General features: G+C 43.9%; 9 protein-coding genes and 1 pseudogene. 4 read left to right on the forward strand and 6 right to left on the reverse strand.

The features are described 5' to 3' along the window. Nucleotides 1–2 precede the first annotated feature (2 nt). Genes soxC through BMY70_RS22495 form a run of 6 tightly spaced genes read right to left on the reverse strand, consistent with a single transcriptional unit; the run spans nt 3 to nt 9,458 of the window. Nucleotides 3–1,262: a sulfite dehydrogenase gene (gene soxC, locus BMY70_RS22470; RefSeq protein WP_090338539.1), complete on the reverse strand. Its 1,260-nt coding sequence runs from the start codon at nt 1,260–1,262 to the stop codon at nt 3–5. A 27-nt stretch (nt 1,263–1,289) separates the two neighbouring features. Then, on the reverse strand, nt 1,290–1,868 hold the full coding sequence (locus BMY70_RS22475) for a c-type cytochrome (protein ID WP_229209731.1): 579 nt from the start codon (nt 1,866–1,868) through the stop codon (nt 1,290–1,292). Nucleotides 1,869–1,881: 13 nt separating this feature from the next. After that, nucleotides 1,882–3,531 (reverse strand): hypothetical protein, encoded by a 1,650-nt coding sequence (locus tag BMY70_RS22480; protein WP_229209732.1) that lies wholly within the window; start codon nt 3,529–3,531, stop codon nt 1,882–1,884. Nucleotides 3,532–3,572: 41 nt separating this feature from the next. Continuing rightward, nucleotides 3,573–4,952: a DoxX family protein gene (locus BMY70_RS22485; protein ID WP_229209733.1), complete on the reverse strand. Its 1,380-nt coding sequence runs from the start codon at nt 4,950–4,952 to the stop codon at nt 3,573–3,575. Between the two features lie 18 nt (nt 4,953–4,970). After that, on the reverse strand, nt 4,971–6,317 hold the full coding sequence (locus tag BMY70_RS22490; RefSeq protein ID WP_090338541.1) for a RagB/SusD family nutrient uptake outer membrane protein: 1,347 nt from the start codon (nt 6,315–6,317) through the stop codon (nt 4,971–4,973). A gap of 48 nt (nt 6,318–6,365) precedes the next feature. After that, entirely contained in the window at nt 6,366–9,458 is a 3,093-nt protein-coding gene (locus BMY70_RS22495) for a SusC/RagA family TonB-linked outer membrane protein (protein ID WP_229209734.1), read from the reverse strand. A gap of 423 nt (nt 9,459–9,881) precedes the next feature. Between BMY70_RS22495 and BMY70_RS22500 the strand changes: the two are divergent. From BMY70_RS22500 to BMY70_RS22515, 4 genes and pseudogenes are all read left to right on the forward strand, one after another. Next, nucleotides 9,882–11,002, forward strand: a pseudogene (locus BMY70_RS22500) (IS3 family transposase). Between the two features lie 428 nt (nt 11,003–11,430). Beyond that, nucleotides 11,431–13,707 (forward strand): TonB-dependent receptor, encoded by a 2,277-nt coding sequence (locus tag BMY70_RS22505; RefSeq protein ID WP_090338542.1) that lies wholly within the window; start codon nt 11,431–11,433, stop codon nt 13,705–13,707. 5 nt (nt 13,708–13,712) lie between these two features. Then, nucleotides 13,713–14,759: a sensor histidine kinase gene (locus BMY70_RS22510; RefSeq protein ID WP_143072147.1), complete on the forward strand. Its 1,047-nt coding sequence runs from the start codon at nt 13,713–13,715 to the stop codon at nt 14,757–14,759. Continuing rightward, nucleotides 14,756–15,445 carry a LytR/AlgR family response regulator transcription factor gene (locus BMY70_RS22515; protein WP_090338544.1) on the forward strand — a complete coding sequence of 230 codons (690 nt, stop codon included), beginning with the start codon at nt 14,756–14,758 and terminating at the stop codon, nt 15,443–15,445. Before BMY70_RS22510 ends, BMY70_RS22515 begins: the two co-directional genes overlap by 4 nt. The last annotated feature ends 161 nt before the right edge of the window (nt 15,446–15,606 follow it).

The following is a 15,606-nucleotide window of genomic DNA, read 5'->3' on the forward strand; positions in this document are numbered from 1 at the left end:
AATTAAGTGGCTTTAAACAAAACCTGCCCATCATTTTGAATATACCAGGCCGTGACCGGATTGTAGTGATAACCCATATTTCCGCCACGGGCTGCAAGCAGATCTTTTAAAAACGGTTGAACGTAACCCGTTTCATCCACCGTTCTGCTGAGAATTTCGGTTGGCTGCCCGTTCCAGTTCCACAGATAACGGAAAGCAGTATGTGCTTTATCCATGACGGGATCCTGTAATTCAGCCAGTTTCCAGGTTTTTCCTGCATCCGTACTGACTTCCACCCGAACCACCTTTCCTCTTCCACTCCAGGCAATTCCCCGAATTTCAATCCAGCCTTTTTCTACTTTCTGAGGATAAGAAGGATAAGTAATGATAGACCTCGCATCGATCGTGAAACTAAACTGGCGGATTTTTCCACCACCGATTGCTTCGGTATATTTTGATGTTTCCTGACGTGTTTGAAAAGGCTGATCTGATAATTCAATTCTACGGAGCCATTTTACATTGATATTTCCCTCCCATCCCGGCAAAAATAAACGCACTGGATATCCCTGCTCCGGCCGGATTGCCTCACCGTTTTGAGCATAACAAATAATGGCATCTTCCCAGCCTTTTTCGATCGGAACACTTCTTGTCATGACCGCCGCATCACCGCCTTCTGCCAGAAACCAGGTTGATTTTGGACTCACGCCTACTTCCCGAAACAACGTAGAAAGTTTCACACCCGTCCATTCGCTCTGGCTGGTAAGTCCGCAGATTTGCTGCGGAGTAACCTTTCCATCGACCGAGCCACGATAATTTCCCGAACATTCCAGAAAGGCAATCCGGGAAACCGAAGGAAAACGCTTTAAATCTGCCAATGTAAAGACCATCGGCCTATTTACCATACCATGAATAACCAGCTCATATTTTGCCGGATCAATGGCTGGTACGCCGTTATGGTTTCTTTCGAAATGAAGATCAGAGGGCGTTATTGTACCAAACAAATCCTGCAGGGGCGTTCTGGAAGAAATATCCGAAGGAGCCTTCACCGGTTTTTCAAAGGGTGATCTTGTCCCCAAAGTTCCAGGCCGTACACCCGGAACTTTGGTTGGATCCTCTATTTCTTCAATTAAATGCAGTTCCGATTTCGTCAGTGCAGCCTGGAAATTTTTCCCTGAGGCAGTTTGCGCCAAAACCACAGCCGCCGTGGCAGCTCCGCCAAGAAGTGTTCTGCGACTTATTTTTTTCTCTGTTATCAGCGGTTTATTTCCATTTTGATCAGGCATCACAATGATTCAATTTTTAAAGGTTTGCTAACGAATTTCCGGGCCATCCCTGCGGTCATCCGGCACGAAAAAATCGCGTGCAGGCATTACAACTTTGGGGAGCGTTTTGGCATTAATAATATCGTCAGCTTTTATCAAACCGTTTTCATGCAATAAAAAGGCAGTAAGATTGTACACTTCCTGATCCGTAAGCGAACCGGGCTGATTAAATGGCATCGCCCGTTTGATATAATCAAAAACCGTCGTGCCGTATGGCCAGTAATTTCCAATTGTTTTATTCCTTGCTTTTACCTTCGGATCTGTTGGATTTTTTATCGTTACAAGCTGATCGTTCGGCCCTTCCACACCGGTAGCACCATGGCAACCGGAACATTTTGCCGCATAAACCAACTTACCTTCGGAAACTTTTCCCGAACCTGCCGGAAGACCTTTCCCGTCAGGCCGGACATCCGTATCCAGCAGCGCAATTTCTTTAAGCGTGGCTGTTCTCCCAAAACCAAAAGATTTGGGGTAATGAAGCGTATCAGCCTGACCACCATTTTTAGCGGTAGTCAGGCTTTGTAATGAGGTCAATGATATTGAAAAAAGCAGACAGACTGCTGCCATAAGCACTGTGGATTTAGTCATATTTTCCTGCGTCAAGCGTACTTTTTGGCAAAACATAATTTCTGTTAACCCGGTCAAGCACAACATAAAGCGAATCTTTGTTCTGGTCAATTCCTCTTAAAATGACATGAGACCCATCGGTTGTCTGGTAAGTCAAAATCATCCTGTTGCGTTTTTCATTTTTGGGTGCTTCGGCAAATTCCCGGTCGCGGCGTGTGGAAGCTGCGCGGGGATCAATTTTTTTGGCCTCATCTCCAATATGGACCCAGGCAGCTTTACTGATCCAGTTAGGATCCGGCTCGTCTTCCGGTTTAAGTTTCTTCTTTTTTGGTTTCGGGGCTCCGCCTGAAAGATCCGTTGCATCCCGCGCACCCAGCTCCCTTCCTGACGGCGCTTTGAATTTGTCCTGCAAGTACAAAACGTGATCAACCGGGTCACCATAATAATGGAAAACCCTTTGTCCGCCACCCGTTCCGGTCAGCTCAAAAGTCCTGCTTATATCTCTCATCGGCGAGCCTCCACCATTGGAAAGATCAAGTGGTGTTGGTTTGTTGACTTTGAAAGTCAGTGTGGTCCATTTTTCAAAAGTCGCCCATTGCCACCTTACAGTATCCTGAGGCGAGTAAGGAATTACTTTATTATTGATACGAAATTCAGTTACATTATAATTTCCCCGAAGCTCTTTAATCCCAGCCGTTGAAGGTTGTTTATACGGATCATACAGGAAATTAACCAGTGACAGAAAAAAAAACAAAAAGAGAAAAATACCGATTACGGCCGATTTCACACCAAGTCTTGCATATTTCTGCCACGCCTTCGTAAAGGTTGGATAATAGTTGACAGGGACGGTGAAGCGTTCAAGAATAAAAAGATTGTACAAACGCGGGATATCCTGCACCATCAGAAACGCAGACAAAATCACAAAGTAGGAACTGTACACATGCACGCCTCCGTCATAGGCAAAATTGACATAAACAATATCGCCTAATGCGCCATAAAGAAGGATGGCTCCCAGGAAAGTTGTCTTTCTGAAAAACAATAAGACGCCGCCGGCAATCTCAACAACACCGGCAAAAACCTGGTACCAGGGCACAATCCCCACGGACAGCCAGTAAATTTTCTGCAAAGTAAAATCACCGAAATCAGTGTTCAAAAGTCCGAGTGACGGATACGGCATTTGTGTTGGCAGCAATTTGGTAAATCCAAAACCGATGATACCAATGCCTGCACGGTACCGCACAATGGTGCGCAGCCAGTAATTCAGTTTGATATAATTCTGCGGATCTTTTTTCAGAACCTTGACCACTATCGTCCAGATTGCACCCACCACAATCGCGAAAATAAGTGTAATTACATAAGTCGCGTAACCGTTCAAACTACTTCCAAAAAGGGTCCTGCCGAAAATTTCCAGACCAGAGCCAAAACGCGCTACATCGTACGGGTCCCGGTAATGCAGATTAGTCCAGTCTATCGAAAATACGACCTTATACCACTCCGGATTCCACGGCAAAGAAATGCTGACAAAGAAGACAAATGCTATCCGAAAGAGGATTTTCTGCCACTCCGGCCATCGATTCCCACCAAAAGCAGTTGCATCTGCAGGGCCAGCGACGCGGCGGGTCTCTTCTATTACATCTGCCGAGTTACTCGTTGAAATTGACATAATGAATGTTGTTTTATATTTTAATTTCGAACAGTTTCATTTCAAAGTTTCGGACTTCCTCTTCTTCCGAGTTTCTTAATTTCGGTCTGCAAATACTTTTTGTTGATTTTTTCAAGACGGACAAAAACAGAGTCGCGGTCGCTGTTTATTCCTGAAAGGATAATCGTTGCGGAATCCGGCCTGGTGTAATGAAGCTGGAATTTGTCGTCAGGATAATGTTTGTTTCTGTTTTGCAGATTCAGCACCTGCGCCGTTGGGTCAATTTTGTAGCTGTAATAGTGTCTTCCCGCAGAGCCCAGAAATTCATAAACCCTGTCTTTATCATTTTCATTGATCTCCTCAATATTTGTAGAATCAATGATAACCGGTTTGTTCGAACGAATACTAAGCGTAGCCCATTTTTCAAAGACCACATCTTTCCAACGAACCGGGTCCACTAGCGAATAAGCCAAAACCTGGTTATTGATCTTGAATTCAGCCACATTATAAAGTCCTGCCGCTTTGGCCAGACCGGGCGCTTTCGGGTATTGGTATGGATCGTTGTGATAGCCGTTCCTGGTTTTAAAACCAAAATGTATTACAAAGAAGAAAATGAAAAATACTTTAAGGCCAAGTCTGCCATACTGCTGCCATTTCCATTGAAATGTAGGATGGAAACGGTTGGGGATCGTCGGTTTTTCCAGGGTTAGCAAACTGTAAAGTCTTGGTGCATCAAAGGCAAACAAAAACAGCGCAAGCAGAATCAGGTAAAAACTGTAAACAGCCTCTCCGCCCCCATAAGCAAGATTTGACATAAAAACATTTCCCGTAAAAGGAATGATGATCAATGTTCCAATGACAGTCGTTTTTCTGTTTAAAAGCAGAAGTCCGCCCAGAATTTCAATCAATCCAAGAAAAGACTGATATCCCGGAACAACGCCCAGGCTCAATGCAAATATTTTCCAGTCAGAGAAATCGCCATACTGCGTGTTCAGGTTACTGATAGAAGGCAGCGGTGACTGAAGCGGGAAAAATTTAATCAGACCGTAAGCGATCAAACCCAGCGCAAGCCGGTAACGGACAATGACCCGGATCCAATAATATAGTGCATTATATTCCTGTTTTTCCTTTCCAACAAGTCCCCAGATCAATCCACCGATTATTGCAATAACCAAAAGGATAAACAAATTCAGGAAAGAATTTTCCGCGAAAAACTCCGGAGAGTAATGCGCCAGTTTGAAAAAATCACCATAATGAAGATCCAGCCAGTTGATCGAAAATACGGTTTTATAATATTTCCAATCCAGCGGAACAGCCAGCAAAAAGAAATAGATAAAGGAAATCCTGAATGCTGTCTTTTCAGCGTTGCTCCATGGCAACTGAAAATTCTCGCCTGGCTCTTCATTTATATACACACCACTTGACACATTTGACGTTGCCATAGATTAAGGGTTTAAGATTTAATATCCTGGATTTTGTTCCAAAGCTTTGTCGATCTGAAGCTGCACAGATGGAATCGGCATCAGATAACGATTGGGGTCTGTGATACCTAACACCGTGGCAGCACGGCCCGTACGAACCAGGTCAAACCAACGGTGCGGTTCCAGTGCAAATTCTATCCTTCGCTCATTTTCAACTGCCAGAAGAAGATCGTCCTTAGAGCTCGCAGAAGTTGCTGCAAGGCCCGCTCTTGTGCGAATTGCGTTCACATCCGCAGCAGCGTCAGTAAGTTTTGCCAGCTGCGCACGTGCTTCCGCTCTGATCAGGTAAAGTTCAGCGATACGGATTACATAGGACGGATCCGAACCCGGCGAGCGATAATACAGATTTCCATACCACCGCGACTGATTGTCTTTTGCTGCAAGCGCACTTCTGTTTCCTCCTACCAAAGGATCATTTACCAAGGCAACAAATACATCATTTGGAGCCCATTGGCGGGTTCCTCCATTTGTCTGAGGCTGCCACTGTCCGCGGTGATCATTTATTTCAGAAGTTCCGTTGTAAAAAATTTCAAAAACAGACTCCTGTGTTCCGCGCACGTTATTTGCAAAAAATGCACTATATGGCGTTAAAAGTTTATAATTGGTAATATCCGAAATCACTTTGGTGGCATATTCCTCTGCTTTCGCCCAGTCTTTTTGGTATAAATAATAACGTGATTTTAAAGCCCAAACTGTTTTACGTGTAGCATGATACCGGTTGACTGTTTCTGCCAAAAGCGGCTCGGCAGCGTCAAGATCTTTCAAAACCTGTGCATAGGTTTCAGCCTGCGTACTACGTTTAATACCAGAGTTTTCCGACGGTGACGAAGTTGGCTGCGTGATCAGCGGAACTCCTCCCCAGGTTCTGGCAAGATCGAAATAAGCAAGTGCCCGGAGGAAGTAGGCTTCGCCGACAATCGGGTTTTTCAATGCGTCTGTCAACGTTGGATCTGTAACGGCCGGAACTTTTGCGATCACCTGATTGGCACGATTAATTGTGGCATAGATTGCAATCCATGCGCCGCTAATTGTAGAATTTTCTGCGTTTACTCTATGATTGATAAACTCCTGTATCTGCGATTGAGAACCTGTCCACTGGATATTGTCTCCCGACAAATAACCGATCGACTGAAACGTGGTCCCGTAATAACTGGAATTGGCAACGGCATTATAAACTCCACGCAAAGCTGTTTCTGCGGAAGCTTTATCAAATATGGTTTGCTCGTCGGAAATGGAAGCTTTCGGTTCAACGTCCAGAAAAGAATCGCAGGAGGTCAGCACCGATAAACCCAGTGACAGCGCAAGAAAATAATTAATTCGTTTCATGTTTCTCATCATTGTTTTGAGAATAGTATTTAATTTCTGCTTCGCTGATTAAAGCGTGATGTTTAGACCAACCTGGATCGAACGGGGCTGCGGAGGCGTTCCCAAATCAATACCCTGCTGATTGGCCGCACTGCTTGCACTCGATTCCGGATCAAGGCCGGTGTATTTTGTAAACGTCAGCAGATTAGCACCTTGTAAAAACAAGCGAAGTGTCTCAATTCTTAATTTGTTGGTAAGTGTTTTTGGTATGGTATAGCCAAGATTCAGTGAGCGGAGGCGAAGGAATGATCCGTCTTCAAGCCAGCGACTGCCACCGTCGCGGTAGTTATTGACGTTTACACCATCTGGTCTTGGCACGTAGGTAACGTCACCCGGTTTTTGCCATCTGGCATTATTGCTGGCAAAAATCACCCTGGCCGCATCACGTGCTCCACCACCTTCTCCGAAGAATTTGTTGTGGTTGTAAATTTTGTTTCCATATTGAAAAGCAAAAAATACGCCCAGGTCAATACCTTTATAAGTAAAGTTATTGGTAATACCGCCGAAGAATTTTGGCCAGATACTTCCATAAACCTGACGGTCATCAACTGTGATTTTACCATCTTTGTTTACATCTTCATAAACCGTATTTCCCGTCTGTGAATCAACATAAAGCTGTTTGTAAACCCAGAAAGAATAAAGTGGTGTACCCTGCTGCTGCAAGATCAGGTCACGGCTACCGTAGCGTAGGGGATTGGCAAGTTTCTCAATCTTGTTTACGTTTCTTGCTACGTTAAAATTTGTTGTCCAGGTAAAATCAGACTTTCTGATGTTGGCCGTCTGTATACTGAATTCAAACCCTTTGTTACTGATCTCCGCCGCGTTGCTCCAATAGGTATTAAAACCACTTGTTCCGGGCAGAGAAACCTGTAACAAACCGTCAGAAGTATATTTTCGGTATGCGTTCAGTTCAACAGTAATTCTCTGATCAAACAAACCTAGGTCAAGACCTACGTTAAGCTGACTTGTTTTTTCCCATCTCAAATTTGGATTGGCCAGCTGCTGAGGAGCAATTCCGGGCAGACCTTCATAGGAAGAACCACCCGCCCAAAGACCACGTGCGGCGAAATCTCCGATACCGTTCTGGTTACCGGTGATACCATAACTTGTGCGAAGTTTCAGATCACTGATCACACGCGTTTCTTTCAGAAAATCTTCCTGTTTGATACGCCATGCAGCACCAACAGCCGGGAAATAACCCCATTTATTGTCCTTACCAAAACGTGAGGAGGCATCTCCGCGGACACTGACATCTACCAGATATTTTCCGCCATAATTGTAATCTGCTCTTGCGAAAAAGGAAGTTAAAGTATTTTTACTCCAGTTCTGAGAACTTGTTGTAACGGCAGCTGAGGAAATTTGTGTGAAAGAATTGTTTGCAAAACCGCGTCCTTCCGCGGCAGTACGCGAAGAAACAGAACTTTGCAATGTATTACCTATCAGAATTCCGAAAGAACTTTTTGCACCCAGGTTTTTACGGTAGGAAAGTGTTTGCTCGTTGATCCACGTTGTATACTGACCGATGCTCGAAGTAGCAAGTCCGCTGGGACTGCCAGCGATAAGATAAGTATTCCAATATTCGGATTCATCGTAATTGTTATAATCAATACCAAAACTGGATCTGAATTTTAGGTTCGGAAGAATATTGGCTTCGACATATAAATTACCGATGTAGCGAAGACTCGTCGAATTTACGTCGTAATATTTTAACAAAAGCGTAGTATTGTCAAAACCTGCACGGCCAACCAGCTCACCATTTTCATTTGTTGGCGACAGGTAAGTCGGCGTATGAAGCGCGGCCTGGAGAAGTCCCCCTGCCGGTCCGTCCCCGGCTCTTGCCTGGTTTCTAAAAGTGCGTGAAAAAGTATTGCTTACACCAACCGTAACGGCGTCATTAACTTTCTGATCAAGATTAACTTTGAAACTCGCTCTTTGAAAAGTGATCGGTTTTAGAATTGATTCCTGACCATTGTAACCCCCTCCAATGTAATATTTTGTCGTTTTTGTACCACCGCTTAGCGACAGATCGTAATTCTGAAGATGAGCCGTTTGAAAAACTTCACTTAAACGATCATACGTTTTTTGCTCTTCCGGTAACCCGCGTCCTCCTTCCGAAACCGGGCGAAAAGGTCTGTTGGCTTCGGTTCTGTTCAGGGAAGGCGTATCTTTTCCTGTGTTGATCCACCATTCATTTACCAGCGTTGCATGTTCTGGGCCAGTGGTCAGATCCCAAAGCTTGGCTGCTTTTGCCCAACCTTGCGAAGTACTGAAATTGATCTTGGCTTTTTGATCATAATTACCACGTTTGGTTGTTACGATGATAACACCATTTGCCCCGCGCGAACCGTATAGTGCTGTTGCTTCGGCATCTTTTAATACCTCAATACTTTCAATGTCTGAAGGATTTATATCGGCAATTGGGGATGTTGCTTTTCCACCTGTGCTGAAAGTCTGATTACTGGTACTGTTGATAAAAACACCATCCAGAACATACAACGGATCATTACTTGCATTGATAGAAGTCGCGCCGCGAACCCGGATATTGATCGCTTCACCAGGAACGCCCGTGCTGCTTGAAATCTGCACACCTGCGACTTTTCCCTGCAACTGTGCATCAAAACTTCCGGTAGGAATTCCTTTGGTTTCAGCGGGATCGATCTTACTGATGGATCCGATCAGGTTTTTACGTTCCTGCGTGCCGTATCCTACAACCACAACCTCGTTTAATAGTTTGTGATCGGCTGCTAATTCAACGTTTATTGTACTTCTGTTACCTGAATTTATTTGAAGCGTCTTATATCCGATAAAAGAAAAAGTCAGGAGTTCGTTAGGTTTGGAAAGGGTAATTTTGAAGTTTCCATCTACATCTGAAACAGCACCTAAACCCGTATTGTGCACACGAATACTTACGCCGGGTAAAGGTTCTTTGTTTTCATCCGTCACTTTTCCGCTTAATACAATGCCGCCAGAGCCGTTGGTTTGTCCAAAAGCAGAAATTTGTAGAACAGAGATTAAAAGAGTTATAGCAAAACTTACCATACTTCTTTTAATAACAAGGCCTCTGGCAGCAAGAGGTCTTGACTCAAGAGTAATAAAATGCATACATTTGATTGATTTAATTTAGACGATTGAATCTACTCCGCTCTGCCTGATTCGATCTGCGAAATCGAATTGTCCGGCAGGGCGGTTCTTGTTTAATACTACTTTAACTAATTTTTAATACTGATTAAAATTGATTTGTTCTATAAATTAAATAGACATTAATTCGTAGATGATTAAAGTTTGCATGGAACGCTATAGCTTTCATCCTGGCCCTTGACACACGAGAATATACTCTACTAATTCAATAGACAAAGTAATGTTATTAATCGTTAACCTTCAAGTATTTTCTGTATAATTTTAAAATAATTTAAGATTTTGTACTTGGCGGGATCGATATCGTCTGACCTCCCCCCGGAAAACTGGACAATAAAATCTAGAGAAAATCGGGCGATTTTGATAATTTAACGATCGGAAAAATCGCTTATGAAAAAGACGAAATTTAGTGAAGCGCAGATCATTTTTGCGCTGCGCCAGGCAGACACCGGCGTCCCGGTGGCAGAAGTTTGCCGGAAAATGGGTGTTAGCGAAGCTACCTATTATAACTGGAAAAAGAAGTACGCCGGTCTTGGTGTTCCAGAGCTACGAAAACTCCGACAGTTGGAAGAGGAAAACCAAAAATTAAAACAGCTTGTAGCAGATTTGAGCCTGGATAAGCAAATGTTACAGGATATTCTCAAAAAAAAGCTTTAAGGCCAGCCCAGAAACGGACGCTGGCCGCAAGCTTAATGAAAAATTATCAGATTGCCGTCCTGCGAGCATGTTCTGTTGTTTGCTTGCAGCGATCTTGCTGGTATTATAAACCGCATCGTCGAGACGATTCTGCTATTCGTCATCGAATAGGGAAATTGCACAGGTCCGAATTCGTTATGGTTATCAAAGAATTCATGTTTTACTCAGGCGGGAAGGTTGGAGAGACAACCATAAAAGGGTGTACAGGGTTTACAAAGAAGAAGGTTTAAACCTGCGCAGCAAGCGTCCAAGACGAAGCAGAGCTGCTTCACAGCGGCTTGACAGACCACAGCTTTCCAATATTCATCAAAGCTGGAGCGGACGCCGCGCGGCATGGATTTTGTAGCAGATCAGCTCTTTGACGGCCGAAAAATCCGGGCTTTAACTGTAGCGGTCCGCCGCGCGGTCGATAACTTTAGCCGGCAGTGTCTAGCGATCCATGTCGGCCAATCGCTAAAAGGAGAAGATGTTGTTGCTGTGATGAATCAGCTAAAAATTGTAAATTTAGCTGTCCCCAATCGGATTCAAGTCGATAACGGTGCTGAATTTATTTCAAAAGCGCTGGACAAGTGGTGTTATGATAACAGCGTTACGCTTGACTTTTCAAGGCCTGGAAAACCAACGGATAACCCTTTTATTGAGTCCTTTAACGGTAGCTTTAGAGCGGACGCCGCGCGGATGAGTGCTTAAACGCACATTGGTTTTTATCACTTGAAGATGCACAGGAAAAAATTGAAAGTTGGCGACAAGAGTATAACAGCTTTAGGCCACATAGTTCATTGGGAAATTTAACCGCAGCCGCGGACGGCTCCTGATGAGATCGTGATGCGGGTGAAAAAAGAGGAAAATACCGACCCGATTTTCCAGTTTTAGCTGTCCAAGAATTGGGAGGCCCTCAATACAAAAAATACGAATATAACTTTTTACAGAAATCCAAGGTGGTTTTGTAAGTGTAGTGAATGTTATGAACCATCACAATTAAACAACGTATTATGCCGCCGTGTAGATGAATTAAAATCGCAATTACTTAATCCAATCGCATTAATATCTTCAAATTACGAATTGAAAGTCTCAGCAGCTGATTCGAAAACCGGGGCAATCAACTTTACTAAAGGAAAGTCCAACCCAACCGTAAAATAGACCAACTAATATATTCGCCACAACATTCAGCTTATTAGTCACTATTTGCCTGCGATCTTCGAATCATTCATTAACCTTGTATATTAATAAACATGTCAATACGATGACTTTGAGTTCGAAGATACCTCTTTTATTTCTCTTCTTTTTAAGCCATGCTGTTATCGCGCACCAAGGGACGCTGCAAGGGCACGTTTATGATGCTGTGACTCAAAAACCTCTTAATTCGGCTACCATTATAGTTGCCGGAACAAAGTTTTCGGCGGTATCCAATGAGTTGGGGGAATTTAAGATTAAAGGAATGGATGCAGGAAACTATCAGGCAAGCGTGTTTTCTTTGGGTCTTGAAAGTGTAAGCAGAGATTTTAGAATTTCCGATGCAGAAACCACAAACCTGGACTTCTTCCTTAATGTGGGCGCCATTGAACTTTCTGAACTAAAAGTTCAGGCACCTCACGCACATACGCAGCAGCTGATCAGCTCGATTGATATTAAACTTCGCCCGATAAACAATTCCCAGGAAGTACTCAGAATGGTGCCGGGATTGTTTATTGGCCAGCATGCAGGCGGTGGAAAAGCAGAACAGATTTTTCTGCGGGGTTTTGATATTGACCACGGTACCGATATTAGTATCAGTGCCGATGGAATGCCCGTTAACATGGTATCACACGCGCATGGCCAAGGCTATGCGGATCTTCATTTTATCATACCCGAACTAATTGAAAATGTGAATTTTAAAAAGGGACCATATACCGCTGAAAAAGGGAATTTCACCACAGCCGGCTGGGTTGATTTTCGGACCAGGGATATGCTCGACAGAAGTTTTCTCAAAGTGGAAGCCGGGCAGTTTGATACTTATCGGGGGATGGCAGCTTTTAACTTATTGTCGGAGACGAAAAAGCAGCAAGGAGAATCTGCCTATGTGGCCGGGGAATATAGTTTCAGCAACAGTTATTTTGATTCTCCACAGCATTTCAAACGGGTCAATGGTATCACCAAATACAACAAAAAAATTAATAACAATACCTATTTAAATGCGTCCGCATCGCGCTTTTATTCCAAATGGAACCATTCCGGACAAATACACGACCGCGCCGTAGCATCCGGGCTGATATCGCACTTTGGTGCAATCGATGACAAGGAAGGCGGTGAAACTTCAAGGACTAATCTGAGCCTGAAACTGACCACCGAATTAAGTCATGGGGGATTAATCAAAAACCAGGTCTACTATTCGCATTACAACTTTGAGCTGTTTTCGAATTTCACATTCTTTTTAGTTGATTCTATCAACGGGGACCAGATCCGGCAAAAAGAAAACCGTAACATCTTTGGCTATAACGGAGCGTACACGAAGTCAGGGTATCTGGCCGGTATGCCGGCGGAGACGAGCTTTGGTATTACCTACCGGCAGGACCTGACCGATAGCACAGAACTTTCAAGAACGGTAAACCGGTCCGAAATAACCCAAAGATTGATGCTTGGCAACATAAACGAAACCAATCTTGGGGCCTATGTGAGCCAAACCATTATTTTAAGAAGCGATTTAAGCCTGAATGCAAGCCTAAGGTACGACCAGTTTTTTAACCGCTATCAGGATCTGCTGACTTTTGCAAATGGCAAAGCTAAGGCGGGAATATTATCTCCAAAAGTCAACCTGTATTATTCACCGTTCAAGAACGTACAGTTGTATGCGAATGCCGGAAAAGGTTTTCACTCCAATGACACGCGGGCGGGCGGCGATCCGCTTGTGGTAGCACAAAAAGGCAAAGATATCCTGCCGCCGGCATACGGCACAGATCTTGGGCTGAACTGGAAACCAGTACCCAGATTATTTCTGAACGTAGCGGCCTGGTATTTATGGCTCAAACAGGAATTTGTTTATGTGGGTGATGAAGGCGTCGTTGAGCCCAGCGGGCGATCAGTAAGAAAAGGAATTGATCTGACTGCTAGGTACCAGCTATCAAAAAACCTCTTTTTTGATAGCGATTTAAATATCACCAAACCCCGTGCAATTGATCAGGAAAAAGGCAGTGATTACATCCCTTTGGCACCCGTGTTTACCTCAACGGGCGGGCTCACTTTTAAAAGGTCAACCGGTCTGAATGGCTCACTGCGCTACCGCTATATGGCCGACCGCCCTGCCAATGAAGATTACAGCATCGTCGCAAAAGGTTATTTCATAGCGGATGCCCTGATTAATTATACGCAAAAAAGATATATTGTTGGGCTTTCAGTCATGAATATTTTAAATACAAAGTGGAAAGAGACCCAGTTCGCTACCGAAAGCAGGTTGAAAAATGAAGCAGAGCCGGTTGAGGAAATACATTTCACTGCAGGCAGCCCATTTTTCGCTAAACTTGCGCTCACTTTTTACTTGAAATAGACACTGTGAAAAATCAAATCAGGACATACTTGTATCACACCATCGGTTGTCTGGCCTTTGTGCTGCTTCCGTTGATGATTTCGCCACGTCCGCCTGAGGAAACTGGCGCTTTCTTTAACCGTCCGACTGTGCGCGATCTGATCGCGAATGTGTTGATGCTCTTGTTTTTTTATGTTAATTATTATCTGATAATCCCCAGGATCTATTTCAGAAAAAAGTACCTTAACTATTTCATTGTGGTCACAATCAGCTTTGTGCTGATCATTGTTCTGCCTTCCTTACTGACCGGTGAGGATTTTACTGCGAATACACGAGGCCCTTCTCCGGCTAGTCAGATGATGCAGGGCGGGATGCCCAGAAAACCGCAGAGCCCCTTTATAATGGAGGTCCGGCACCACATTTACCTGTTTTGTGTGGTTATTCTTTTTTCTATTTTATTACAGGTGAACCGACGCTTTCATCAGTCTGAACGTGATAAGACCGAGGCTGAACTGGCCAACCTGAAAGCGCAGATTCATCCCCATTTCCTTTTTAACACGCTCAACAGTATCTATGCGCTTTCCGTCACAGGAAGTGAAAAAGCACCGGACAGCATTGTAAAGCTATCCGAATTCATGCGGTACCTTTTAAAGGATGCGAAAGAGAACCAGGTCCTGCTATCAAAAGAACTCGATTATATATCCAATTACCTGGATTTGCAGTCTTCAAGGCTCAGGGATTCGGTCCGGATCAATTATGAGTTATCCGGAAGCCCGGGCCAGAGCAAGGTTGCACCGCTTCTGCTATTCGCATTTATAGAGAATGCTTTCAAGCATGGGGTAAACCCGGAAGAAGACTCTCAAATAGATATCCGCATTTCAATGTCAGAATCAGCCGTTGAACTGCTGGTACGCAACAACAAGGTTGTAATCAATAATATGGAAAATTCTTTGGGTATCGGTGTTTCCAATTCGCAGGATCGACTTACGCGTCTTTATCCGGAAAAACACAAATTAGCAATCGAAAGTATGCCAGACTATTTTCTGGTGAGCCTATCCCTCGAACTAACATGATTAAAGCCATAGCCATTGACGATGAAAGGCCTGCACTGGAAATCCTTGGAACCTTCTGCGGCAGGACAGACTTTATCGACCTACAAAAGACCTTTATCAAAACCGGTCAGGCGCGTGAGTATCTGGAAGAAAACCCGGTTGACCTTATATTTCTGGATATTCATATGCCGGTCGTTTCCGGAATCGATTTCTTTAAAAACATCCCGCATCCGGCTATGGTCATTTTTACGACCGCCTATGCGGAATATGCAGTAGAAAGTTATGAACTTAATGCGGTCGACTACCTTTTAAAACCTTTTTCGCAGGACAGGTTTCTGCTGGCTGCGAATAAGGCATTACAAATGTTTCAGGGTGCCAGGCAAAAATCCGGTGCGGACTCACCGGTACTTTATTTTCGGGTCGATTATGGTTTAGTCCCTATATCTATCAATGATATTCTTTTTATAGAAGGGCTTGACAATTATCTTAAAATTCATCTTATCAGCCAGAAGCCTGTCGTTGTGCGCCTTACCATGAAGGCGATGATGGAAAAGCTTCCCGAACACGGCTTTGTGCGCATACACCGCTCCTACATCGTTTCACTCGATAAAGTAGCATCCTTCCGTAATAAACATATTCAGATCGGCCAAGAAGAAATTCCTGTCGGGGCTAGTTATGAAGAGTATTTTAAGAGCATATTCAGATAGTTCGTCACAACATTCGGCAGATTCGCCACTATTTTTTTCGAAACCTCCAGTACTACGCGTTAATCGCTTTACAATCGGATTAATAATTTTTTACGTTCACAATCAATTCACAATCTATGAATGCTACTAGATGTTGCTCTCTGCTGATCTTTTCGCTTTTT

This window comes from Dyadobacter koreensis, from assembly GCF_900108855.1.
GTDB classification, from domain to species: domain Bacteria; phylum Bacteroidota; class Bacteroidia; order Cytophagales; family Spirosomataceae; genus Dyadobacter; species Dyadobacter koreensis.